Origin of the sequence: Pseudomonas sp. 21, from assembly GCF_000955805.1 — a bacterium.
In the GTDB taxonomy this organism is placed as follows: Bacteria; Pseudomonadota; Gammaproteobacteria; order Pseudomonadales; family Pseudomonadaceae; genus Pseudomonas.
The window spans coordinates 378,737-402,206 of sequence record NZ_JYOA01000005.1 but is presented as its reverse complement, the minus strand read 5'-3'; the positions used below and the strand labels follow the sequence as shown (position 1 = coordinate 402,206).

The 23,470-nt window shown below is 64.0% G+C and carries 22 protein-coding genes; 16 read left to right on the top strand and 6 right to left on the bottom strand.

What is annotated here, in order from left to right; translation table 11 throughout:
- Positions 1-247 precede the first annotated feature (247 nt).
- Together UB43_RS14680 and UB43_RS14675 are read left to right on the top strand one after the other, a co-directional pair.
- Complete coding sequence (locus tag UB43_RS14680; RefSeq protein ID WP_177329799.1) at positions 248-1,486, top strand: glutamine synthetase family protein; 1,239 nt, start codon at positions 248-250, stop codon at positions 1,484-1,486.
- Positions 1,487-1,744: 258 nt separating this feature from the next.
- Positions 1,745-3,085, top strand: a complete 1,341-nt coding sequence (locus UB43_RS14675; protein ID WP_045212167.1) for an MFS transporter — start codon at positions 1,745-1,747, stop codon at positions 3,083-3,085.
- Positions 3,086-3,128: 43 nt separating this feature from the next.
- Here UB43_RS14675 and UB43_RS14670 read toward each other — a convergent pair whose 3' ends face one another.
- The 4 genes from UB43_RS14670 to flgA form a co-directional block, all read right to left on the bottom strand.
- Positions 3,129-3,878, bottom strand: a complete 750-nt coding sequence (locus tag UB43_RS14670; protein WP_045212165.1) for a flagellar brake protein — start codon at positions 3,876-3,878, stop codon at positions 3,129-3,131.
- Positions 3,879-3,975: 97 nt separating this feature from the next.
- Complete coding sequence (locus tag UB43_RS14665) at positions 3,976-4,437, bottom strand: flagella synthesis protein FlgN (protein WP_045212163.1); 462 nt, start codon at positions 4,435-4,437, stop codon at positions 3,976-3,978.
- Positions 4,438-4,480: 43 nt separating this feature from the next.
- The gene (gene flgM, locus UB43_RS14660; protein WP_045212162.1) at positions 4,481-4,795 is read right to left on the bottom strand and encodes a flagellar biosynthesis anti-sigma factor FlgM; all 315 of its coding nucleotides are present in this window, start codon (positions 4,793-4,795) and stop codon (positions 4,481-4,483) included.
- Between the two features lie 141 nt (positions 4,796-4,936).
- Positions 4,937-5,626: a flagellar basal body P-ring formation chaperone FlgA gene (flgA, locus tag UB43_RS14655; RefSeq protein ID WP_156160424.1), complete on the bottom strand. Its 690-nt coding sequence runs from the start codon at positions 5,624-5,626 to the stop codon at positions 4,937-4,939.
- 136 nt (positions 5,627-5,762) lie between these two features.
- Here flgA and UB43_RS14650 point away from each other — a divergent pair, with 136 nt between their 5' ends.
- From UB43_RS14650 to UB43_RS14585, 14 genes are all read left to right on the top strand, one after another.
- Positions 5,763-6,701, top strand: coding sequence for a chemotaxis protein CheV (locus UB43_RS14650; protein ID WP_045212160.1), 939 nt, complete (start codon positions 5,763-5,765; stop codon positions 6,699-6,701).
- Positions 6,702-6,823: 122 nt separating this feature from the next.
- Positions 6,824-7,645, top strand: coding sequence for a protein-glutamate O-methyltransferase CheR (gene cheR, locus UB43_RS14645; RefSeq protein WP_045212158.1), 822 nt, complete (start codon positions 6,824-6,826; stop codon positions 7,643-7,645).
- 416 nt (positions 7,646-8,061) lie between these two features.
- Positions 8,062-8,469 (top strand): flagellar basal body rod protein FlgB, encoded by a 408-nt coding sequence (flgB, locus tag UB43_RS14640; protein WP_045212157.1) that lies wholly within the window; start codon positions 8,062-8,064, stop codon positions 8,467-8,469.
- 5 nt (positions 8,470-8,474) lie between these two features.
- Positions 8,475-8,918, top strand: a complete 444-nt coding sequence (gene flgC, locus UB43_RS14635) for a flagellar basal body rod protein FlgC (RefSeq protein ID WP_045212156.1) — start codon at positions 8,475-8,477, stop codon at positions 8,916-8,918.
- A 22-nt stretch (positions 8,919-8,940) separates the two neighbouring features.
- Entirely contained in the window at positions 8,941-9,636 is a 696-nt protein-coding gene (flgD, locus tag UB43_RS14630; protein ID WP_373420694.1) for a flagellar hook assembly protein FlgD, read from the top strand.
- A gap of 27 nt (positions 9,637-9,663) precedes the next feature.
- Positions 9,664-10,971: a flagellar hook protein FlgE gene (flgE, locus tag UB43_RS14625; protein ID WP_045212148.1), complete on the top strand. Its 1,308-nt coding sequence runs from the start codon at positions 9,664-9,666 to the stop codon at positions 10,969-10,971.
- A gap of 194 nt (positions 10,972-11,165) precedes the next feature.
- Positions 11,166-11,909: a flagellar basal-body rod protein FlgF gene (gene flgF / locus UB43_RS14620; protein WP_045212145.1), complete on the top strand. Its 744-nt coding sequence runs from the start codon at positions 11,166-11,168 to the stop codon at positions 11,907-11,909.
- A 57-nt stretch (positions 11,910-11,966) separates the two neighbouring features.
- A complete protein-coding gene (gene flgG, locus UB43_RS14615) occupies positions 11,967-12,752 on the top strand; it encodes a flagellar basal-body rod protein FlgG (RefSeq protein ID WP_045212142.1) in 786 nt (261 codons plus the stop codon).
- Positions 12,753-12,926: 174 nt separating this feature from the next.
- Entirely contained in the window at positions 12,927-13,619 is a 693-nt protein-coding gene (gene flgH / locus UB43_RS14610; RefSeq protein WP_045212139.1) for a flagellar basal body L-ring protein FlgH, read from the top strand.
- 68 nt (positions 13,620-13,687) lie between these two features.
- The gene (locus UB43_RS14605; protein ID WP_082085849.1) at positions 13,688-14,776 is read left to right on the top strand and encodes a flagellar basal body P-ring protein FlgI; all 1,089 of its coding nucleotides are present in this window, start codon (positions 13,688-13,690) and stop codon (positions 14,774-14,776) included.
- A 10-nt stretch (positions 14,777-14,786) separates the two neighbouring features.
- Entirely contained in the window at positions 14,787-16,028 is a 1,242-nt protein-coding gene (gene flgJ, locus UB43_RS14600) for a flagellar assembly peptidoglycan hydrolase FlgJ (protein ID WP_045212137.1), read from the top strand.
- A gap of 34 nt (positions 16,029-16,062) precedes the next feature.
- The gene (gene flgK / locus UB43_RS14595) at positions 16,063-18,060 is read left to right on the top strand and encodes a flagellar hook-associated protein FlgK (RefSeq protein ID WP_045212134.1); all 1,998 of its coding nucleotides are present in this window, start codon (positions 16,063-16,065) and stop codon (positions 18,058-18,060) included.
- 10 nt (positions 18,061-18,070) lie between these two features.
- Positions 18,071-19,666, top strand: coding sequence for a flagellar hook-associated protein 3 (locus UB43_RS14590; protein ID WP_256355163.1), 1,596 nt, complete (start codon positions 18,071-18,073; stop codon positions 19,664-19,666).
- A 23-nt stretch (positions 19,667-19,689) separates the two neighbouring features.
- Positions 19,690-20,295: a trans-aconitate 2-methyltransferase gene (locus UB43_RS14585; RefSeq protein WP_045212132.1), complete on the top strand. Its 606-nt coding sequence runs from the start codon at positions 19,690-19,692 to the stop codon at positions 20,293-20,295.
- 30 nt (positions 20,296-20,325) lie between these two features.
- On the opposite strand, the gene UB43_RS14580 is transcribed toward UB43_RS14585, so the two are convergent.
- Positions 20,326-21,639 (bottom strand): FkbM family methyltransferase, encoded by a 1,314-nt coding sequence (locus UB43_RS14580; protein WP_156160415.1) that lies wholly within the window; start codon positions 21,637-21,639, stop codon positions 20,326-20,328.
- 20 nt (positions 21,640-21,659) lie between these two features.
- A complete protein-coding gene (locus UB43_RS14575) occupies positions 21,660-23,297 on the bottom strand; it encodes a tetratricopeptide repeat protein (RefSeq protein WP_045212130.1) in 1,638 nt (545 codons plus the stop codon).
- Positions 23,298-23,470 lie beyond the last annotated feature (173 nt).

Genomic DNA, 23,470 nt, shown 5'->3' with positions numbered 1-23,470 from the left:
GCGCATGGCGCGCTCCTACACGTGTCTTCTTCGTTTCCGACTGACCCCCGCTTGAAATATCGAACGCGTGGTGCGTATTTTGTACGGGCTCGCGCGCCTCGCGCGGCGTCCTGTGACAAGGACAAAAGAACAAGGATAAGAAGTCATGAGTAGCGATCCAGGAATCCCACTCGCCGAACGCCTGGCTGGAGTGGAAGAGATCGAGTGCGTCACCCCCGACCTCAACGGGGTGCCGCGTGGCAAGGTGATGACCGGCGAGGGCTTCCTCCCCGGGCGCCGGCTGCAGCTGGCGCGCGGCGTCCTGCTGCAGTGCATCATGGGCGGCTACCCGGCCGCGAAGTTCTATGGCAGCGACGACGGCGACCTCGCCCTGATCGCCGAGCCCACCCAGATCCACCGCTTGCCCTGGAGCGACGAACCCCGCGCCTTCGCCATCTGCGATGCGGTGGAGCTCGACGGCAAGCCTTCCGGCCTGTCCACCCGTGGCCTGCTCAAGCAGGTCGTGGCGCGCTACGCCGAACGCGGCTGGAGCCCGGTGGTGGCGACTGAGCTGGAGTTCTTCGTGTTCGCGCCCAACCCCGACGCCAACGAAGCCTTCCAGGCGCCGCTCGGCCTCGACGGTCGTCGCGAGATGGGTCACTCGGCCTTCAGCGTGTCCTCCAACAACGGCCTGCGGCCGTTCTTCCAGGACGTCTACCGCTGCATGGAAGCGGTGGGGCTTGAACGCGACACCTTCATGCACGAGATGGGGACCACCCAGTTCGAGATCAACTTCCTGCACGGCGACCCGGTGCTGCTGGCCGACCAGACCTTCCTGTTCAAGCACCTGCTCAAGGAAGTCGCGCTCAAGCACGGGCTGATCGTGGTGTGCATGGCCAAGCCGCTGGCGCACACGCCGGGCAGTTCGATGCACATCCACCAGAGCATCGTCGATGGCGAGGGCCGCAACATCTTCACCGATGCCAACGGCGACGCCACGCCGTTCTTCCGCCACTTCATCGGCGGCCAGCAGGCCTGCCTGGCTGACTTCACCCTGCTGTTCGCGCCGAACGTGAATTCCTTCCAGCGCCTGTGCCACCCGTACGCGTCGCCGAACAACGCCTGCTGGTCCCACGACAACCGCGCCGCCGGCCTGCGCATTCCGGCCAGCGCGCCAGTGGCTCGTCGCGTGGAAAACCGCCTGGCCGGCGCCGATGCCAACCCCTACCTGGCCATCGCTGCGAGCCTGGCGGCCGGCCTGCACGGCATCGAGCAGGCACTGGAGCCTACCGCGCCGATCCAGGGCGAGTTCGAGGTGCCGGATGAGCTGCTGCTGCCCTGCACGATGTACGACGCGATGCAGCGCCTCAAACGCAGTGAACTGGCCCGCGAGGTGTTCGGCAACGAGTTCATCGACGGCTACTGCGCGACCAAGTCCATGGAGCTGACCAGCTTCTTCGACGAAATCACCCCGTGGGAGCGCCGCGTCCTGGCCGCCCAGGCCTGATTCGCGGGCGCGCTGACACAGCTGCGCCGAAAACCGGTGCAGCTGTGATCGGCAGACATCTCCAGGCGATCTTCAAGCCATCCTCGTTCATCCCGCCGCTATCCTTCGAACTGGCCCGCGTCACCGGGCGCGACACTCGCTATTCCGGGCCCGGCAGGCCTCTCGACGCGCCGATTGGCAGCCTCTAATGTGTCACGGCAAGTCCCGCTTTCCGCTGCCCGGACACTGTGCCGGGGTTGTTCTGGACCAGGAGGTCCAATGCTTCGGATCGTCACTGCCTTCCGCGCTCTGTACTTCGCCGCCGTCATGCTCCTGACCGGTTCCGGTCTGCTCAGTACCTACCTCGCCTTGCGCCTGGGCGCGGAGAAGGTCGACGGGCTGTGGATCGGCGCCATGATGGCCGCCTACTACCTCGGCCTGGTGCTGGGCGGCAAGATCGGCCACCGGCTGATCGCCCGCGTCGGCCACATCCGCGCCTATGTCGCCTGCGGTGGGTTGGTGACCGCTGCGGTGCTGGGTATCGGCCTGTTGCCCTGGCTGGGCTTCTGGCTGTTGCTGCGGGTCGCCATCGGCCTGGGGATGATGTGCCAGTACATGGTCATCGAAAGCTGGCTCAACGAGCAGGCTGAGGCGCGCCAGCGCGGCGCGGTGTTCGCCGGCTACATGGTGGCCTCGTACCTGGGGCTGGTGCTCGGCCAACTGGTGCTGGTGGTTCATCCGGGATTGGGCCCGGAGTTGCCGATGATGATCGCGCTGTGCTTCGCGCTGTCGCTGATCCCGGTGGCGATCACCCACAAGGTCCACCCCGCGCCGCTACGCCCGGCGCCGCTGGAGCCGCGCTTCTTCATCCAGCGGGTGCCGCAGTCGCTGACCACGGTGCTGGTGTCCGGGCTGGTGGTGGGCTCGTTCTACGGTCTGGCGCCGCTCTATGCGGTGGACCAGGGTCTGGGCACCGAGGAGATCGGCCTGTTCATGGGCGGCTGCATCTTCGCCGGCCTGCTGGTGCAGTGGCCGCTGGGCTGGTTGTCGGACCGCATCGACCGCGCCGTGCTGATCCGCAATGCCGCCATCCTGCTGCTGCTGGTGGCCCTGCCGCTGGCGCTGTTGCCGCTGCTGCCGGTGCCGCCGATTTCACTGGCGTGGCTTTTGCCGATGGGCTTCATCGTCTGTCTGGTGCAGTTCACCCTGTATCCGCTGGCGGTGGCCTTTTCCAACGACCACGTCGAAGGTGAGCGCCGCGTTTCGCTGACCGCCATGCTGCTGGTGACCTTCGGCGTGGGCGCCTGTATCGGCCCGCTGGCGGCCGGCGCGCTGATGAAGCTGTTCGGCGCCAACATGCTCTATGCCTTCGTCTGCGCTTGTTCGCTGATCCTCATCTGGCGCGTGCGCCCGGAGAAGGTCAGTGGTGTGCACCGGGTCGACGAGGCGCCGGTCAAGCACGTCGCCACGCCGGACAGCCTGGCGTCCTCGCCGCTGTCAGCCGCCCTCGATCCGCGGGTCGACGAGGCGGCCGTGGAAGAGCAGATGAAGGGGAACGACAACAGCGCGCCGGTACCCGAGGCGGAAACGGAAGCAGAGGAAGAAAGCCGGCCCGCGTGAGGCCGCAAGGGAAGGGCGGCAAGAGCTTGCCGCCCGGGACGAGCTAGAACAGCTCGTCCTTCTCGAAGCGCCGGGCTTCGCGTTGCAGCTGGTAGACGAAGCGCTCGATGTTGCGCTGTGCCAGGCCGCTCATCTGGTGGAAGCGCATGCCGGCGAAGCTGTAGCCGACCTTTTCCTCGAAGTGCACGTGGCGCAGCTCGACTTCCATGGTCAGGGCGCCGAAGGGCAGGCGTGCGGTGAACTCTTCGTAGACCTGGCCGGGTTGCAGGCGATCGGCCGCGTTGCCTTCCAGGCGAATCTTGCAGCCAGTGGCGGAAATGTCGATCAGGCTGCCCTTGAGCGGCGACTTCAGCTTGCTGCCGCCGATCTCCACGGCCACCGGCTGGCCCTGGCTCACGGGGGCGCGGAAGGCATTGCGGCGCTGGTGGTAAAGCATTTCGGCCGGCACTGGCAGCCAGTAGCAGCGGGCGCCGTCGATCTCGGAGAAGAAAGCGTTCTGGGTGTTTTCCCAGGCGATGCGCACGCCTTCGTGGAAGGCTTCGATGCGGAATTGCTCGCCGTTCTGCAGGAAGCGCTCGCCGTCGTTGGGGATGAGCTCATCGAGGGCGACGATGTTGCGTTCGCGGTTGATCTCGACGACGAAGCTCTGGAAGCGCTGGCTGCGCCCTTCGAAGGTGATTACCAGGGGATCGTGACTGTCCATCAGCATTTTCAGGCTGGCGTGGATCTCCACCGGAGCTTTCAACACCTTCGGTGGTTGAGGGCCATTTTCCTCGGCGAACAGATTGGACACGGTCCGCGGGTCTCCATTGTGTTTGTTATGAGTCGTGCACGGGGCAGGGCCGAATAGTGGCATTCTGCCCTAGGGCAAGCCTTCAGGCCAGAAGAGTTCAGGCCTGGCTGAGCGGACGCTGGCGGTTGCTCTGGGTGGAGCCGCCGTAGCGATCATAGAGTCGCGGAGTTTCCTGGCCACGCAGGATGTCGAGCGTGCGCTCGGTACTGGCCTGGCCGGAACGGATGATGCGGCCGTTGCGCTGGTTGGCTTCCTGGCAGCGCTCGAGCAGGGCGCCGAGCTCCTGCGCACGGGCGGTGAGAGCGGCGTTGCCGGTCGCCTGGGCGATCTGCGCAAGCCCCTCGCTGTCAGCGCTGACCCCGGCCTGTTGCAGCGCCAGGGTGCGGATGCGACCGTTCTGCTCGAGCTGATGCAGCAGCGGCAGCTTGCTGTCGAGCAGCTTCTGCAACTGATCCAGGTCGCGGGCTTGCAACGCCTGGTACTCGTCGTCGATCAGCTGCAGCAGGTTGCTGGCTGCTTCGATGTCGCCGTTGATCAGAGAAAGCAGGGCATCGGACATCTTGGGCTCGGCGTACTAGCGGTTGACCAGGCGCTGAACGAACTCAGCGCTGGGATTCGAAATCGAGCAGCTTGCTGGCGACTTTCTGGCTGTCGACCTGGTAGCTGCCGTCAGCGATGGCCGCCTTGATGCGAGCCACTTTCTCGTTGTCGACCACGGGCTGGTCCTTCAGTTGATCGCTTACTTTCTGCAGTTGCTGCGCGGTGTCGCTCAGCTGTACCGACTCGCCGCTCTTGGCCGGGGCGTTGACGGAGGCATTCTCTGCGGCGGCTTCGCTGCGACCGCTCTGGGCAGCACTGCTACGGCCAGTGCTGGCTGTCGTAGAGGCCGGGTTCAGCCGGTTGAAGTCGATGACCATGGTGGAAACCTCTGGAGGTATTGGACGCTTGCCAAGCTTTTCGGCCGTCCTGAGAGAAACTTTAGGCCGAATTTTCGTGCGCCCGAGCACATTTTGCAGAGGGCTGCGCCCATCATGCCAGAAAAAGCCCCGGGCCGAGCGCTACAGGCTGACTTCCACCGTCCCCGCCTCGACCACGCGAGCCCTGACGATACGCTGGGAGCGCAGGTTGCGCACGCGGATCTGCTCGCCGGTTACCCCGTCGGACAGCGCTTCGCCGGGCATGAACACGTTGATCGCCGTGGTCCTGGCGCGGATCACCACCTGGTCGCCCTTGCGCACGGCCGCCGCCTGTTCGAGGAACACCGGCGCCAGCACCTGGTCATTGACCGTCGGGCGCTTGAGCTTCATGCCGACCACCTGGTTGGGGTCGGTCAGGTAGCCCTGGCTCAGTTGGCCGACGTCCCGTTCGACGACGCTGATGTCACCGGGCTCGACGACATGGTTGCGCTGCAGGGGCAGGGTGGTGACGACAACTTGACGGAACAGCTTGACCGTCGCCGGCACGAACACCGTCCAGGGTGAGCTGCCCTCGCAGAGCACCCGCACGGTGACCCGACCAACGGGCTGCGCCGGGCTTTCCAGCTTCTGTGTCAGGTCCTTGTCGCATTCCGCCAGGCGCAGGCGGGGGTCGATGCGTGCGACTTCGATCTCGTAGCGTGCGTCTATGCCCGAGGTCTGCAGATAATCTTCCACCTTGAACTCAAGAAAGCCCTGGGTGGAGCCGATAAGGATCTCAGGCGCAGTGAAGGCTTCCGCCCCTGCCGGGGAGAGGGTCAGCGCACCCGTCATGCCGAGCAGCGCAGCCATCAGGGCGCGCGCGGGTCTCAGCTGTCGGAAAAATGTCGTTGCTCGTTTCATGCAACGATCCAAGCAATGGTCATGCCGCCTTCGTGAGTCGGGCGGCGTTGCGTGCACAGGAGGCTCAATGGCCGGAGTCATGGATTCGGTCAACCAGCGTACGCAGCTGGTTGGCCAGAATCGTCTCGAACTGCTGCTGTTCCGCTTGAACGGCAGCCAGCTGTACGGGATCAACGTGTTCAAGGTGAAGGAGGTGCTGCAGTGCCCCCGCCTGACCGTGATGCCCAAATCCAGCCAGGTGGTGCGCGGGGTGGCGAACATCCGTGGCGGCACCATTCCGATCCTCGACCTGGCGCTGGCCACGGGGCGTCACGCCCTGCGGGACATCGCCAACAGCTTCGTGATCATCACCGAGTACAACACCAAGGTGCAGGGCTTCCTGGTGCACTCGGTGGAGCGCATCGTCAACATGAACTGGGAGTCGATCCATCCGCCACCCAAGGGAACCGGCCGCGACCACTACCTGACGGCGGTGACGCGGGTGGATAACCAGTTGGTGGAAATCATCGACGTGGAGAAGATCCTCGCCGAAGTGGCGCCGACCTCGGAGGACATCTCCGAAGGCGTGCTGGATGCCGAGACCCAGGCTCGCGCGGTGAGCAAGCGCGTGCTGGTGGTGGACGATTCCTCCGTGGCGCGCAAGCAACTGGTGCGTTGCCTGGAGACCGTCGGCGTGGAAGTGCTGGCGCTCAACGACGGCCGCCAGGCGCTGGATTATCTGCGCCAGATGGTGGAAGCCGGCGGGCATCCGGGCAGCGATCTGCTGATGGTGATCTCGGATATCGAGATGCCGGAAATGGATGGCTACACGCTCACTGCGGAAATCCGCCACGACCCGCGCATGCAGGATCTGCACATTCTCCTGCATACTTCGTTGTCCGGGGTGTTCAACCAGGCGATGGTGAGAAAGGTCGGCGCTGACGACTTCCTCGCCAAGTTCCGTCCCGATGACCTGGCGGCCCGCGTGTCGGACCGCATCAAGGCAGTGGATGGCGCAACGGCCTGATGCCGGCGTGACGAGATGCGGGTGGCGCCGGTGCCGCCCGCATCGTCTATGGTTTTTTGAGCACCGGTCAGGCAGTTGTCGTCGTTTTGCCGGCAGCCGTCCACGAGCAAAGAGGCTTATCTGTGACATCCACCAATTCTGAATTCGAGCTGTTCCGGGATTTCCTGGAGAAGACCTGCGGCATCCTCCTGGGCGCCAACAAGCAGTACCTGGTCTCCAGCCGCTTGAACAAGTTGATGGAGCAGCAGGGCATCAAGTCCCTGGGCGAACTGGTGCAGAAGATCCAGATGCGCAGCCAGCTGCGCGAACAGGTGGTCGACGCCATGACCACCAACGAGACCCTGTGGTTTCGCGATACCTACCCCTTCGAAGTGCTGAAGAACCGCGTGCTGCCGGAGATGATCAAGGCCTCGCCCGGCCAGCGCCTGCGCATCTGGTCGGCGGCCTGTTCCTCGGGGCAGGAGCCTTATTCGCTGTCGATGTCCATCGACGAGTTCGAGCGCACCAACCTCGGCCAGCTGAAGGCGGGCGTTCAGATCGTCGCCACTGATCTCTCCGGTTCCATGCTCAGCGCCTGCAAGGCCGGCGAGTACGACAGCCTGGCCATTGGCCGCGGCCTGTCGCAGGAGCGCCTGGCGCGCTACTTCGACCAGAAGACGCCGGGGCGCTGGACGGTGAAACCGCCGATCAAGAGCCGTGTGGAGTTCCGCGCGCTGAACCTGCTGGACAGCTATGCCACGCTGGGCAAGTTCGACATGGTGTTCTGCCGCAACGTGCTGATCTATTTCTCGGCCGAGGTGAAGCGCGACATCCTCCTGCGCATCCATGCCACGCTCAAGCCCGGCGGCTACCTGTTCCTCGGCGCATCTGAAGCGCTCAACGCGCTGCCGGACCACTACCAGATGGTCCAGTGCAGCCCGGGGATCATCTACAAGGCCAAGTGATTGGCCTACGCCCCGCCTGTTCGGGCGGGGTTCTTGCAATCGCAGTCACCCGATCGCGGACGAAGTCAGCTCCTACGCCAGGACCGGCAGATGGGGGCGGACTCTGTCCGCGATTTGCGGCATGTCATCCGCTTCGTGTGCTGTTTCTGTAGGAGCGAGCTTGCTCGCGAACAAACGGCGCAGCGTGACGAGATTCGCGAGCAAGCTCGCTCCTGCAAATTGACCGGCAAGGAAGGGTGGCAAAGCTTGCCGCCTTGTCCGCAGCGGCAAGGAAAAGGGTTGCCGCTTTGCCGCTGTTTGCCGCCTCTTGCCGCTACCTGTATTGCCTCAAGCCCTTGATTAACAAGGAAATACAAATATGGCACGCACCTTGCTGAAGTGTTGGCAAGCCCACACCGGCAAACAGGTTCGTGACCATGAGCATCAGCTTCGACAAAGCCCTCGGCATCCACCAGCAAGCGCTGAACTTCCGCTCCCAGCGCGCTGAAGTCCTGGCCAATAACCTGGCCAACGCCGACACGCCCAACTACAAGGCGCGCGACCTGGATTTCGCCTCGGTGCTGGCGGCCCAGTCGGACAAGATGAAGAACGGCACCTTCAGCGCGACCCTGACCAATTCGCATCACATCGCCGCCGATGGTTTCGGCATGGGTGACGAGTCGGTGAAGTACCGCATCCCGAACCAGCCTTCGGTCGACCAGAACACCGTCGACGAGCAGATCGAGCAAGCCAACTACGCGGAGAACTCCGTGCAGTTCCAGGCCTCGTTCACCTTCCTCAACAGCAAGTTCAAAGGGCTGATGAACGCCCTGCGCGGGGAGTAATCGCCATGTCGCTCGCCAGTGTCTTCAACATCGCCGGTACCGGCATGAGTGCCCAGACCACCCGTCTGAACACCACCGCGTCGAACATCGCCAACGCCGAGAGCGTCTCCTCGAGCATCGACCAGACCTACCGCGCCCGTCACCCGGTGTTCTCCACCATGCTGCAGAACGCCCAGGGCGGCGACCAGGGTTCGCTGTTCGGCGAGACCGACCAGGCCGGTTCCGGCGTGCAGGTGCTGGGCGTGGTCGAGGACCAGAGCCCGCTGGTGCCGCGCTACGAGCCGAACCATCCGGCGGCCGACAAGGACGGCTACGTCTACTACCCCAACGTCAACGTGGTGGAGGAGATGGCCGACATGATCTCCGCCAGCCGTTCTTTCCAGAGCAACGCGGAAATGATGAACACCGCCAAGCAGATGATGCAGAAGGTCCTGACCCTGGGTCAGTAAGCGCAGAGGACGCCCCATGAGCATCAATACCGATAACACCACGGCGAACTCGGTCCTGATGTCGCTGAACGCCGGGTCCAAGAGTTCGTCGTCGACCACCGAGACCGGTACCAGCGCGCTGGGCAAGGACTCCTTCCTGCAGCTGCTGGTCACCCAGCTGAACAACCAGAACCCGCTGGACCCGCAGGACAACACCGAGTTCGTCTCCCAGCTGGCTCAGTTCAGCAGCCTGGAGAGCATGCAGAACCTGGATACCACCCTGGGTACCTTCTATTCCTCGTTCCAGTCGTCGCAGGCCCTGCAGGCTTCCTCGCTGGTCGGCCGCTCGGTGATCGTCAACTCCAGCAAGGTACAGGTCGACGACCCGAGTGCCGGCGTCAACGGCACCCTGGTGATGCCGTCCGGCGGCGATGGCGTGACCCTGAAGATCTACGACGATTCCGGCGACCTGGTGCGCACCGTCGACATGGGCAGCCAGAAGGCCGGCAACATCGACTTCAAGTGGGACGGCAAGGACGACAGCGGCGAGCTGGTGGGTGCCGGTACCTACACCGTCAAGGCCACCGCCAGTCTGGACGGTACCAGCACCGCCCTGACCACCTACCTGCCTGCCACGGTCAACAGCGTCACGCTCGGCCAGAACGGCGGGGAAATGTCCCTGAACCTGGCTGGCATTGGCGCCGTTTCCGCCTCCAGCATTCAGACCATCGGAAAATAACGCCGCGTTTCGGCACAGGAGCAACACATGTCTTTCAATACCGCCCTGAGTGGACTCAACGCCGCGTCGATGGACCTGAACGTCACCGGCAACAACATTGCCAACGTCGGCACCACCGGCTTCAAATCCTCGCGGACCGAGTTCGCCGACCTCTACGCCTCCTCGATGCTCGGCACCGGCCGCATCGCCGTGGGTAACGGCGTGGTCACCCAGGCCGTCTCGCAGCAGTTCACCCAGGGCAACCTGAGCACCACCGGTCGCAGCCTGGACCTGGCGGTGAGCGGCAACGGCTTCTTCATGACCAGCGACAACGGCAGCCGCGTCTACACCCGCAACGGCACCTTCAACACCGACGCCAGCGGCTACATCGTCGATGGCTCGGGCAATCGCCTGCAGGGTTATGGCGTCAATGGCAACGGCAACATCGTCAACGGCGTGATCACCGACCTGAAGGTCGACACCGCCAACCAGCCGCCGAGCCCGACCTCCTCGATCACCTCGACCCTGAGCCTGAACTCCAACGCGACCACGCCGACCACCACTCCGTTCGATGCCACCGACTCGGACAGCTACAACTGGTCGACCTCCGTGGACATCTACGACTCCCAGGGCAACTCGCACACCATGACGAACTACTTCGTCAAGGACAGCGCCAACAACTGGAGCATGTACACTCTGGTCGATGGTCGTAACCCGCAGACCCCGACCAGCACCACGCCGCTGAGCAGCGACATCACCTTCAACAGCGCCGGCCAGCTGACGGGCATTACGTCCACCGGTATGACCGTCAATGCCGACAAGACCCTGACCCTGGCTGGCTGGACTCCTGCGGCCGTCACTGACTCCACCACCAGTCCGGTGACCTGGGGTGCCAACGGCGCGGCGGGCGCCACTGGCGGCATCAGCATCGACCTGACCAAGACGACCCAGACCAACGGCTCCTTCGCCGTGACCGCGGTGACCCAGGACGGCTACGCCACGGGCCAGATGTCCGGTCTGTCGTTCGCCGAAGACGGGCAGATGTACGCCACCTACACCAACGGCCAGTCCAAGGTGATCGGCCAGGTGATCCTGGCCAACTTCGCCAATACCCAGGGTCTCACCCCGGTGGGCAACACCGGCTGGAAGCAGTCGCTGGCGTCGGGCGAGGCGGTGATCGGCACGCCGACCTCCGGCACTCTGGGTTCGGTTGGCTCGGGCACCCTGGAAGACTCCAACGTCGACCTCACCGCGCAACTGGTGAACCTGATCGTGGCGCAGCGCAACTACCAGGCGAACGCCAAGACTGTCCAGACCGAAAGCACCATCTCCGACACCATCATCAACCTGCGTTGATGACGGCAACGTCCCCTTGCCGCAGGCGGCAGTCATTCGCCGCCTGACGGCCATCGAGGCTCCTTCGGGAGCCTTTCTTTTTGAATAAATCTTTCCCTATCAACGTCTTGCATTGATTTTTCGTGTGTTGGCACAGCCCTTGCTGAAGTCACTCCAGCACCGCCGGGAATCCGACTCGGCACTGGAGGAATGTCTTGGACAGAATGCTGTATGTCGCCATGAGCGGCGCGAGCCAGAACACCAAAGCCATGCAGGCTCACGCCAACAACCTGGCGAACATCTCCACGACCGGTTTCCGTCGCGACTTCGAACAAGCTCGCGCCATGCCCGTGTTCGGCGACAGCTTTCCGGCGCGCGTCTTCGCCATGAGCGAGCGCCCGGCGACCGACTTCACCACCGGCTCCCTGCAGGAAACCGGCCGTGACCTGGACGTGGCTGCCAAGGGCGATGCCTGGATTGCCGTGCAGGCGCCGGACGGCGGCGAAGCCTACGTGCGCACCGGCAGCCTGGAAATCGACGCCCTCGGCCAGCTGCGCACCAGCGACGGCATGCCGGTGATGGGCAACGGCGGGCCGATCGCGATTCCTCCGGAAGAAAAGATCGACATCGGCGAGGACGGCACCATCACCATCCGCGGTCAGGGCAACAACCCCAATGCACTGGCCACCGTCGACCGCATCAAACTCGTGACTCCCGATGCCAAGCAACTGGAGAAGGGCAGCGACGGCCTCATCCGCATGAAGTCGGGCCAGCCCGCTCCCCAGGTCGATGCCAATGCCAGCGTGCAGTCCGGTGTGCTGGAAGCCAGCAACGTCAACGCTGTCGACGAGATGACCTCGATCCTGGCGCTGTCTCGGCAGTTCGAGTTGCACGTGAAGATGATGAAAACCGCCGAAGAAGACTCCCAGTCGATGGCGCGTGTTTTGCAATTCAGTTGATTCAGAACCTGATTAACCGTCCACGGCGCCACGAATCCGGCGCCCGAGGAGAACGACATGCTTCCGGCACTTTGGGTCAGCAAGACCGGTCTGTCCGCCCAGGACATGAACCTGACCACCATCTCGAACAACCTGGCGAACGTGTCCACCACGGGCTTCAAGCGCGACCGCGCGGAGTTCCAGGACCTGCTCTACCAGATCAAGCGTCAGCCCGGCGCCAACTCGACCCAGGACACCGAGCTGCCCTCGGGCCTGCAACTGGGTACCGGTGTGCGCATCGTCGGCACCCAGAAGAACTTCACCGCCGGCAGCCTGCAGACCACCGACAACCCGCTGGACATGGCGGTCAACGGTCGCGGCTTCTTCCAGGTGCTGACTCCGGACGGCACCGTCGCCTACACCCGTGACGGCAGCTTCCACCTGAACTCCGACGGCCAGATCGTCACCTCCAACGGCAATGCCCTGGAGCCGGCCATCGTCGTCCCGGCGGAAACCCAGACCTTCACCGTCGGCAACGACGGCACCGTCTCGGTCACCGTCGCCGGCAACGCCACGCCGCAGATCATCGGCAACATCCAGACCGCCGACTTCATCAACCCGGCCGGCCTGCAGGCCACCGGCAACAACCTGTTCCTGGAAACCGCCGCCAGCGGCGCGCCCCAGGTCGGCACCCCTGGCCTGAACGGCCTGGGTACCACCCTGCAGAACACCCTGGAGAACTCCAACGTCAGCGTGGTGGAGGAGATGGTGAACATGATCACCACCCAGCGCGCCTACGAGATGAACTCCAAGGTGATCTCCACGGCCGACCAGATGCTCTCGTTCGTCACCCAGAACCTTTAACGACCGGCTGCGCGTCGGCCATGCGGCGTTGAAATCGAATTAGGAATGCTCATTGGCTGGAGCCAACTCCGCTTCCAAATTCGATTTCGCCTTGCCTGACCTGGCTCGCGCGGTCGTGAGACAAACCGGCCCTTGGGCCAACACGTAGTCGCTCTCCCCGAGAGGTAGCTGTAGATGAACCGTTCCCACCTCCTTCCGCTGCTGGCCATCGCCGCGTTGGCAGGGTGCGTGAGCCCTCCGCCCAAGCCGGACGATCCCTATTACGCTCCGGTGCTGCCGCGCACGCCTGCGCCGGCTGCCCAGAACAACGGGTCGATCTACCAGGCCGGGTTCGAGAACAACCTCTACGGCGACCGCAAAGCCTTCCGTGTGGGCGACATCATCACCATCACCCTCAACGAGAAGACCCAGGCCAGCAAGAAGGCCAACTCGGACATCTCCAAGGACAGCAAGAACAAGCTCGGCCTGACCTCGATGTTCGGCAGCAGCCTGACCACCAACAACCCGGTGGGCGGCGGCGACCTGAGCCTCTCCGCCGAGTATTCGGGCAACCGCGAAACCAAGGGCGACAGCGCGGCCGGGCAGAGCAACAGCCTGACTGGCTCGGTCACCGTCACCGTGGCCGACGTCATGCCCAACGGCATCCTCGCCGTGCGCGGGGAGAAGTGGATGACCTTGAACACCGGTAACGAACTGGTACGCATCGCCGGCCTGATCCGCGCCGACGACATCGCCACCGACAACACCGTGTCGTCCACCCGCGTGGCCGATGCGCGCATCACCTACTCGGGCACCGGCGCGTTCGCCGATGCGAGTCAGCCGGGCTGGTTCGATCGCTTCTTCCTCAGCCCGCTGTTCCCGTTCTGAGGGTGATGACGATGATGGCCTCTGGAAAAACGTTGGTAGCGATCGCGGACAAAGTCCGCTCCTACGTCATGGTGGTGTTCTGTGCAGTGGTCATGGTGCCGGTTGCTCACGCCGAGCGGTTGAAAGATATCGCCACCATTCAGGGTGTGCGCAACAACCAGCTGATCGGCTACGGCCTGGTCGTCGGCCTCAATGGCACCGGCGACCAGACCACGCAGACGCCGTTCACCCTGCAGACCTTCAACAACATGCTGGCGCAGTTCGGCATCAAGGTGCCGGCAGGTTCGGGCAACGTGCAGCTGAAGAACGTCGCCGCGGTGTCCATCCATGCCGACCTGCCGCCGTTCGCCAAGCCGGGCCAGGCCATCGACATCACCGTGTCCTCCATCGGTAACGCCAAGAGCCTGCGCGGTGGCAGCCTGTTGATGACCCAGCTCAAGGGGATCGACGGCCAGACCTACGCCGTGGCCCAGGGCAACCTGGTGGTCGGCGGCTTCGATGCCGAAGGCCGCGACGGCTCCAAGATCACCGTCAACGTGCCGTCGGCCGGTCGTATCCCGGCGGGCGCCACCGTCGAGCGCGCGGTGCCGAGCGGCTTCGACCAGGGCAATACCCTGACCCTGAACCTCAACCGTCCGGACTTCACCACCGCCAAGCACATCGTCGATCGCATCAACGAACTGCTGGGCCCGGGCGTCGCCCAGGCCGTGGACGGCGGCTCGGTGCGCGTCAGCGCGCCGCTGGATCCGAACCAGCGCGTGGACTACATGTCGGTGCTGGAAAACCTCGACGTGCAGGCCGGCGAGGCGGTGGCCAAGGTCATCATCAACTCGCGCACCGGCACCATCGTGATCGGCCAGAACGTGCGCGTGTCGCCGGCCGCCGTGACCCACGGCAGCCTGACCGTGACCATCACCGAAGACCCCATCGTCAGCCAGCCCGGTCCGTTCTCCAACGGCCAGACCGCCGTGGTCCCGCGCTCGAACGTGAGCGCCAACCAGGAAGCCAAGCCGATGTTCAAGTTCGGCCCCGGCACCACCCTGGATGAAATCGTACGCGCCGTTAACCAGGTGGGCGCTGCGCCCGGCGACCTGATGGCGATCCTCGAAGCCCTGAAACAGGCCGGCGCGCTGCAAGCCGACCTGATCGTGATCTGAGGACGCCGCCGTGGACGCCCGACTGCTTTCTGCTGGTACCTCCACCACCGACTCCGGTTCCTACTCCGACCTCAATCGCCTGTCGGCGATGAAGACCGGCGCGAACCGCGACAGCGCGGGAAACATCCGCAAGGTCGCCCAGGAGTTCGAATCGCTGTTCATGAACGAGATGCTGAAATCCATGCGCTCGGCCAACGAGGTGTTCGCCAAGGACAACCCGATGAACAGCGAAGCGGCCAAGCAGTACCAGGACATGTATGACCATCAGCTGTCCGTGTCCCTGGCCACCCAGGGGCATGGCATCGGCCTGGCCGACGTGCTGGTCAAGCAGATGGAAAAGATGCAGGGCGTCCGCCACACCGGCAACAATCCCTTTGCCCAGGCCGGCGTACAGTCCGCCACTGACGCTACCCCGAGCGCTGCAGCCACCGCCGCGGCTTCCGATCGGCAGAAGACCCCGAGCGTGTTTGCCGCCAACGGCAAGGCCTTGCCGCAACCCGAAGCCGGCCGTGACGATCGACAGGCGCTGAACGCCCGTCGCCTCGCGCTGCCGGGCAAGCTCGCCCAGCGTATCGCCGCGGGCCTGGTACCTGGCGCCGACAGCTCCGTGGCTTCCACCACCAACCAGCCGGCGCAACTGGCCAGCAACGACTGGCGTGGCAGCCAGGCCTACACGAAGCAGATCGACACCACTGTGCCGGTGGCCGATATCGATACCTCGGCGATTTCCACCAAGCCGGGCAAGTCGATGTTCGCCTCGGCCGACGACTTCATCAGCACCATGCTGCCCATGGCCGAACGCGCCGCCAAGCGCATCGGCGTCGATCCGCGCTACCTGGTGGCCCAGGCCGCGCTGGAAACCGGCTGGGGCAAGAAGATGATTGCCCAGCGCGACGGCAGCAGCAGCCATAACCTGTTCGGCATCAAGACCGGCTCGAGCTGGAAGGGTGACTCCGCCCGCGCCACCACCACCGAATTCGAGAAGGGCAAGGAAGTGAAGGAAGTTGCTTCGTTCCGTGCCTACAACTCCTTCGAGCAGAGCTTCCAGGATTACGTCAGCTTCCTGCAGAACAACGATCGCTACCAGGGCGCGCTGGATTCCGCCGCGCGCCCGGATCAGTTCATGAAGGAACTGCAGCGCGCCGGCTACGCCACCGACCCGCAGTACGCGCGCAAGGTGAACCAGATCGCCAGGCAGATGCAGGTCTACCAGACCGTCGCGATGGCCGACGCCCCGACTCGCACACTGTGAAGCCCTGTACAAAGGACTGCGCTAAGGAAAGACCATGAGCCTCTTATCCATCGGACTGTCCGGCCTCAATGCCTCGCAAGCGGCGCTGAGCACCACCGGCAACAACATCACCAACGTCAACACGGCTGGTTACACCCGCCAGACGACGTCGCAGGTGACCTCCGCCGAGCAGTTCGCGGGGCAGTACTACGTCGGCACCGGCACCACGGTGCAGGACGTCCGCCGGATGTACAGCGAGTTCCTGGCCAACCAGCTGCGTGGCGCCACCTCGGTGGACAGCGATGCGCAGACCTACCTTTCCCAGGTCAACCAGATCGACTCGCTGCTGTCCGACAGCACCACCGGTCTGTCCAAGGTCATGCAGAACTTCTTCGCCTCGCTGCAGACCGCTGCCGCAACGCCGACCGATGCCGCCTCGCGCCAGCTGGTGCTGACCCAGGCGGCGAACCTGGCGCAGCGCTTCAACTCGATTTCCACCCAGCTGGGCACCCAGAACAGCTACGTCAACACCCAGATGGACAGCCTGGCCGGGCAGGTCACCGACCTGGCCAAGACCATCGCCCAGTACAACCAGGCGATCATCGCGGCCGAGGCCGGCGGTGCCAGCGCCAACGACCTGCAGGACAAGCGCGACCAGGCGGTGCTGCAACTTTCCGACATGATCGGCGTCAGCGTGGTCAAGCAGGGCAGCAGCCTCAACCTCTACCTGGGCTCCGGCCAGCCGCTGGTGGTGGGCGCCAACTCCTCCACCCTGACCGCCGGCCCGAGCGCCAACAACCCGTCGCAATTCAGCCTGAGCCTGAGCTCCGGCAGCTCGACCATGGACGTCACCTCGGTGGTCACCGGAGGCCAGATGGGCGGCCTGCTGCGCTACCGCAGCGATGTGCTGGACACGACCCAGAACGAACTGGGGCGCATGGCCATCGTCCTTGCCGACACCTTCAACAGTCAGCTCGCCCAGGGCCTGGACCTGAACGGCAACTTCGGCGCGCAGCTGTTCAAGGACATCAATGACGCCAGCGTCATCGGCAACCGCAGCCTGGCCAACACCCACAACACCGGCACCGGCAACCTCAACGTCAACATCACCGACAGCAGCGCGCTGACCACCAGCGACTACGAGGTGACCTTCACCTCCGCCACCGGCTACACCATCAAGCGCTCCTCCGATGGCACGGTGCTGGGCAGCGGCGACCTGACCGACAACCCGCCCAAGGAATTCGACGGCTTCAGCATCAGCCAGCAGAGTGTCGGTACCGTGCAGGCGGGCGACCGTTTCACGGTGATCCCGACCCGCACTGCGGCCTCGGACATCTCGGTCACCATGACCGACTCCAACCGCCTGGCCTTCGCCTCGCCGGTCGTCGCCAGCACCACCACTGGCAATGAAGGCAGCGGCACCATCAGCGGCACCACCCTGACCAGCCAGCTGGATGCCAGCAACGGCACCGCGCTGGGCGCCTCGATCAAGGCCGGCCTGCCGGTGAAGCTGGTCTTCGATGCGGCCAGCGGCGGCACCCAGGGCTACACCATCTACGACTCCGCGGGTAACTCGCTGGGCACCGGCAACATCGTGCCGGGCCAGAGCAACGACATCAGCATCACGGTGCCGGGCTCGCCGTCGTTCAGTTTCCAGACCACCATCGCCGGTTATCCAGCAGACGGCGACAGCTTCGGCGTGGCCTTCAACAGCAATGGCGATGCCGACAACACCAACGCACAAAAGCTCATCGACCTGCAGACCACCAAGACCGTCGGCAGCGGCACGGGCAGCGGCAGCGGCATGAGCCTGACCGGCGCTTACAGCAGCCTGACCGAGACCGTCGGCGCCACGGCCAACCAGGCCAAGCTCGACGCCACCGCCACCGAGGCGGTGCTGACCCAGGCGCAAGGCAGCCGCGACTCGCTGTCGGCGGTGAACCTCGATGAAGAGGCGGCCAACCTGGTCAAGTTCCAGCAGTACTACACGGCCTCCGCGCAGATCATCAAGACCGCGCAGACGCTCTTCGACACCCTGATCAACAACATCTGAGGAGGCTGAAATGGTTGTGCGAATTTCCACCCCGCAGATCTTCAATTCGAACATCGACAACTACAACCGCGGCTATGCCAGCCTGGCCAAACTGCAGGAGCAGATCTCCAGCGGCACGCGCATCCAGACCCCGGCGGACGACCCCGTCGGCGCCGCGCGTCTGCTGCAGCTGGAACAGCAGCAGGCGCTGCTGACCCAGTACAGCGGCAACATGACCTCCGCGACCAACAGCCTGAACCAGGAGCAGAGCGTTCTCGACTCCATCACCACCGCCCTGCAGCGCGCCCGCGAACTGACGCTGCGCGCCGGCGACGGCTCGATGACCGACGAGGACCGCGGCGCCATCAGCGATGAACTGGGCGAGATCCAGAACCAGCTGCTGACCCTCATGAACAGCAAGGACGCCAGTGGCAACTACCTGTTCTCCGGCAGCAAGAGCACCGTGCAGCCCTTCGTGCAGAACGCCGACGGCAGCTTCAGCTACCAGGGCGACCAGAGCTCCCTCAAGCTGCAGATCTCCGACAACCTGACGCTGTCGACCAACGACAACGGCTGGAGCATCTTCGAGATGGCGGCCAACGCCAGCCGCACCACCAGCTCGCTGGCCAGCAACCCCAATGCCGATGGTGTGCAGCGCGCATTCCTGTCCCAGGGCAACGTGACCAGCGACAGCAGCTACAACGCCAGTTTCCGCAACGGTGCGCCCTACACGCTGAACGTGCTCAGTGGAACGCAGTACCAGATCCTCGACAAGAACGGCAACGACGTCACCAGCGAAGCCACCACCAACGGCGTGTATGACGCGACTTCCACCGACAGCAACGCCATCAACTTCCGCGGTGCGCAGTTCCAGCTCGACGTCTCGCTGCAGAAGACCGATGACGCCAGCACCATGGACAGCCTGGTGGGCGGCTACAGCTTCAGCTTCGGCGCGGCGCCGGAGAGCCTGTCGATCAAGCGCAGCGCGACCAACACCTCGATGGCACAGATCACCTCGGCCTCGGTGAGCAACAACACGGCCTATACCACGCAGTTCCCCAGCAGCGGCGTGCAGCTCAAGTTCACCAGTGCCACCGCCTACGAGGTCTATGCCCTGCCCACCAGCCAGGGCGCTTCGCCGCTGTCCACCGGAACCCTCGGCGCGACCTTCCCGCAGACCGTCACCGTGGCCGGCGTCGACATGAGCATCAGCGCAGCGCCGGCTGCCGGCGACCAGTTCAGCGTCACCGCCAACTCGCCGGAGCGGCAGAACATCCTCAATACCATCGGCGATCTGCGGACCGCGCTGGATACCTCTACCAGTGGGGATCCGCAGGCGCAGCTGAATATCCGCAACATGGTCGCGACTGCGCTCACCAACCTCGACAAGGCCAGCGACCAGGTGCTGGCGACCCAGTCGTCCATTGGCGCGCGGCTCAACACCATCGATGTGCTGAACCAGGAGAACCAGAGCCTGGCGCTGACCAACACCACTACGCAGTCGTCGATCCGTGATACCGACATGGCCGCGGCGACCTCGCAGCTGGTGCTGCAGCAGACCATGCTCGAAGCCGCCCAGGCGGCGTTCGCGCGGATCAGCCAGCTCAGTCTGTTCAACAAACTCTGATTGAAGATCGGGAGAGAAGAAGCATGGCAACCCTTGAAGACCTGGCGGCGTTCTGGAATGCCGAAGGCCTGAGGCACGTCATCCCTGATGTGGGTGGCGAATTTCCCGAGGGCTTCGACGTTCGGTTGATGCTCAGCCAAGTCATCGATGCCAGCGATGGTGTGCTCGAAGTCGGCTGCGGTTACGGGCGCCTGTGCAAGGCTTTCCCCAGCGACCGCTACCTGGGCGTGGACGTCAACGTTTCGGCGGTCAGCACGGCGCGGGAAAACCATCCGGGCTATCGCTTCGAATGCATCGAGCCGGGAGCCGAACTGCCGAAGTCGGGAACCGCCCTGATCTACACCGTTGCCTGCCACATTCCGGACGAGGAGCTGGGGCGATTCCTGGCGCCGATCTGTGCGGCCGTGGACCGTGTGGTGATAGGGGAGGTGATGGATGAGCGCTGGCGCCGCGACGGTAATCCGCCGATCTTCAACCGCGATCCGGAGGCCTACGTAGGCGCCATGTTGCGTCAGGGCTTCGAGCTGGAAAGATATGGCAAGGCCGTGTATGCCCGCTATGACACGCCGGCTTTCAATGTCGGGCGCGATGTGCGCCTGACCGTGCACGTCTACCGCCGCCGGGCGTGACCCCCAGGGGGGCCTCCCCGGCGATCGGGATCAGGCCCCTTCGTTCGGCACCAGCAGGTAATTGCTGCTGAGCGAGTATTCGAACACCCGCGCTACCTGGTAGCCGTTGTCTTCGCTCCAGGCGATGAGCCTGCCCTTGTTGTCATTCATCGCGCGCGCCAGGATCAGCGGACGGTTCTTCTCGATCAGTCGGGCGGCACCGCGAAGAATGCCGCTCTCCAGGCCGGGTCGATCAATCCGCAGCAGGTGGCAGCCAGCATCGGGGTGCAGGGCGTCCAGTGCATGGCCGAGCGGCTGGCTGTAGTCCTTCAGGTCCATGCGGCCAAACAGGCTTTCTGCCTTGTCCGGGTTGTTCGGGCCCGCACCGACAATGGCCTGGTGAGCCCGATAGCGTTCCGGGTCCAGGTCGTTCAGGCGCAGGTTGTACTCCAGGTACTCGGCCAGTTCCGGGTCCACTTCGTAGCTGTCCAGGGAAGCCGCGTGGGCGGCGAGCACCAGGAACAGCGAGTGGCTGCCCAGGTGGGCGCCCACGTCGATCAGCCGTGCGTCCTGGGGAAGCCGACGCAGCACTTCAATCAACTCTTCACCGTCATGCAGGCGCTCCTGGGCAAGCAAAGCCTGGATCGGGTCGAGGGTATTGCTCAGGCGCAGGGAGAGGCTGCCTTCCCTGAGCGGGATCGACGCCACCACATCGTTGTTGCGGCAGAAGGCGGCGAACACCTGGTTGATCGCCTTGCGCCAGTCGTTGCCACTGGCTGCACGTGGGCCGGTCGAGTGCTGCCCGCGGATGTTCAGGAACAACGGGGTGTCGATCTTGATGCAGCGCTGGTCCTTCCAGAGGCGCAGGTAGTAGTCGAAGTCTTCGCCGGTATCGAGTTCGGTATCGAAGGCATTCGCCTCTGCCACGCCCTGGCGAACGAAGTGGCCCATCTGCAGGGTCAGGTAGGGGTCGTTCAACAGTACCTGTTCCAGGCTATCGATCGGACTGATCTGGTTCTCGCGCCGTGATACCTGGCCCGCCTTCAGATCGGCGACGAAAATGGCTCCCCAAATGGCGTCATGGGTCGGCAGCAGACTAGCGACGTCAACAAAGGCGCTGGGGCACATCACATCGTCGGCGTCGAGGAAGAACAGCCAGTCGATACCACGATTTCCGGCTTCCTTGACTGCCAGATTGCGGACGTGGGAACGGCCGAGGAGCCCTTGGCTGTCATCCATCTCCAGTACCTGGATTTCGTCGAAGAGTCCCTGGCCATGCGCGACCGCTCGGGCCACCGAGTCCTTCGCGCGGCTGACGATGTCCTGATGGCCGGGGCCTACGGGGATGATCACACAACACTTCATGGTCTTGTCCTGCGGTCGGGTCAGAGGTGGCCGTTGTCGCGCATGGCGGTGACGGCCTTGTCCAGCACCTTGCCCCACTTGCCGATCTCCGTGTTGCGCACGAGATGGACCGTTGGGTACCAGTAGCTCTGGACGTCATTCAGGGCCCAACGCCAGTTGGGATTAAGTTGAAGCAGTACATAGGTCGGAATACCCAGGGCGCCGGCCAGGTGCACAGTCGTGTTGTCGATGCTCAACACTGCATCCAGCGCTGCCAGCTGATCGGCCTGGGCGTCCATGTTGGTCAGCGGATCCACGCTCGGGTCGTGGTGGATGTTCAGACCCAGGATCTGTGCCTCGTAGCGCTCCAGCAGGGTGTCGCCGTACTGCAGGTTGATGAACTGCACATCCGGCAGACTGGACAGACGGGCCAGTTCGGACATGGTGATGCGGCGGCTCTGCATATCGTTGGACACGTTGGTGCCGCCGCGCCAGGAGAGACCGATCAGACGCTTGCCGGGGAAAAGTCCTTCGTATTCCTCGCGCTTGGCCCGGGCGCCGGCTTGATCGGCCTTCAGATACCCCGACGTGCCCGCGAAGGAAGGCACGTTCGGGCGAAGCCAGCGGCCCAGGCTGCCCATAGGGATATGGAAGTCGCAGTGCGGCCAGTGCTGCCGATACAGCATCTGCACCCCGTCGTTGACTGTGCCTGACTGTTCGCGGCGAATGAACTCGACCTGCGGGAAGCTGCGCTTGAGGATGGGGTCGAGTCTTGCGTAGCTCTCGAAACATATCCTGCCGCCCAACGCCAGAAGACTGGGCAGCATGCTGGCGAACATGATGTGGTCGCCAATGCCTTGCTCAGCCCACACCAGCAGCGACTTGCCCTGGAGCGACTCGCCTTGCCACTGGGGAATGTTGAATACCTGCTGCTGGTTCTGCTGGCTGGCTGGCCAGCGCCACTCGTAGTGCGGCCAGCCTGCCTCGAACTCCTTCAGGCGCAGCATCAGCAGGCCCAGATTGTTGTGGGTGCCCACGTGCTGAGGATCCTTGTCCAGTACTACCCGGTAGTGCCGGAAGGCATCTTCATATCGCCCTACCTGCTCCAGTGCCGTGGCCATGTTGAAGTGCAGGCGTATGTCGTCCGGCGAGGCTTCCAGGCCCAGCTGGCAGCAGGCGATGCAATCATGGTAACGGCCGGTGTCGAAGTAGAGCTTTGACAGCGCACAGAGAATCCAGGTCTGCTGGCTGGCATCGAGTTTGCCCTGCAGGGTCTCCAGCAGAAGCTGCTCCGCTTCTTCATTCTGCTGTCCTGCTTGCAGGGCATTGATGTAGAGCTTGAAGCGCCAGAGGTTCGGACGTTGCTGATACCAGCTGCGCGCCTGCGCGAGCTGATCGCTGAACTCGGCCGTTTCAGCCATGCGATCGAAGATCTCGGCATCCACCTTGTCGTCGCCCGGCATCGAGAGTGCCCTTTCAATATAGGGGCGGGCGGATTGCGGTTGTTTCAGGCGTAAGTGGAGGTGGCCGAGCTTGGCATGAATCAGGGCGACCTGGGGCGTGATGGCTACCAGGCGTTCGTACAGCTGCACCTGGCCAGGCATGTCGTCGGCTAGTTCTGCCTGCTGGAGGGCATGGGCGATGCGTTGTATTTCGGCCCGATCGTTTTGTTCAGACATGAGCGGTTCCATGTGGCGGCAGTTTGGCGCTTTGCGTGGGTACAGCAAGATTGGGGCCAGCGGGCAGAAATGGCCTTCCTGAAAATTCTTCGAAAAAAAATTAAAGCCCCCCCGAGTTGGGACGATAACCCTAACGAAGGTTCTCCACGCCATTTCGAAACAAATCGCGGCAG

Bases quoted from the DNA above. Each gene is read 5' to 3' on its own strand.
- UB43_RS14680 (WP_177329799.1), top strand. From the start codon at position 248: ATGACCGGCGAGGGCTTCCTCCCCGGGCGCCGGCTGCAGCTGGCGCGC.
- UB43_RS14675 (WP_045212167.1), top strand. From the start codon at position 1,745: ATGCTTCGGATCGTCACTGCCTTCCGCGCTCTGTACTTCGCCGCCGTC.
- UB43_RS14665 (WP_045212163.1), bottom strand. From the start codon at position 4,437: ATGTCCGATGCCCTGCTTTCTCTGATCAACGGCGACATCGAAGCAGCC.
- flgM (WP_045212162.1), bottom strand. From the start codon at position 4,795: ATGGTCATCGACTTCAACCGGCTGAACCCGGCCTCTACGACAGCCAGC.
- flgA (WP_156160424.1), bottom strand. From the start codon at position 5,626: ATGACGGGTGCGCTGACCCTCTCCCCGGCAGGGGCGGAAGCCTTCACT.
- UB43_RS14650 (WP_045212160.1), top strand. From the start codon at position 5,763: ATGGCCGGAGTCATGGATTCGGTCAACCAGCGTACGCAGCTGGTTGGC.
- flgB (WP_045212157.1), top strand. From the start codon at position 8,062: ATGAGCATCAGCTTCGACAAAGCCCTCGGCATCCACCAGCAAGCGCTG.
- flgC (WP_045212156.1), top strand. From the start codon at position 8,475: ATGTCGCTCGCCAGTGTCTTCAACATCGCCGGTACCGGCATGAGTGCC.
- flgE (WP_045212148.1), top strand. From the start codon at position 9,664: ATGTCTTTCAATACCGCCCTGAGTGGACTCAACGCCGCGTCGATGGAC.
- flgG (WP_045212142.1), top strand. From the start codon at position 11,967: ATGCTTCCGGCACTTTGGGTCAGCAAGACCGGTCTGTCCGCCCAGGAC.
- flgH (WP_045212139.1), top strand. From the start codon at position 12,927: ATGAACCGTTCCCACCTCCTTCCGCTGCTGGCCATCGCCGCGTTGGCA.
- UB43_RS14605 (WP_082085849.1), top strand. From the start codon at position 13,688: ATGGTGGTGTTCTGTGCAGTGGTCATGGTGCCGGTTGCTCACGCCGAG.
- flgK (WP_045212134.1), top strand. From the start codon at position 16,063: ATGAGCCTCTTATCCATCGGACTGTCCGGCCTCAATGCCTCGCAAGCG.
- UB43_RS14590 (WP_256355163.1), top strand. From the start codon at position 18,071: ATGGTTGTGCGAATTTCCACCCCGCAGATCTTCAATTCGAACATCGAC.
- UB43_RS14585 (WP_045212132.1), top strand. From the start codon at position 19,690: ATGGCAACCCTTGAAGACCTGGCGGCGTTCTGGAATGCCGAAGGCCTG.
- UB43_RS14580 (WP_156160415.1), bottom strand. From the start codon at position 21,639: ATGAAGTGTTGTGTGATCATCCCCGTAGGCCCCGGCCATCAGGACATC.
- UB43_RS14575 (WP_045212130.1), bottom strand. From the start codon at position 23,297: ATGTCTGAACAAAACGATCGGGCCGAAATACAACGCATCGCCCATGCC.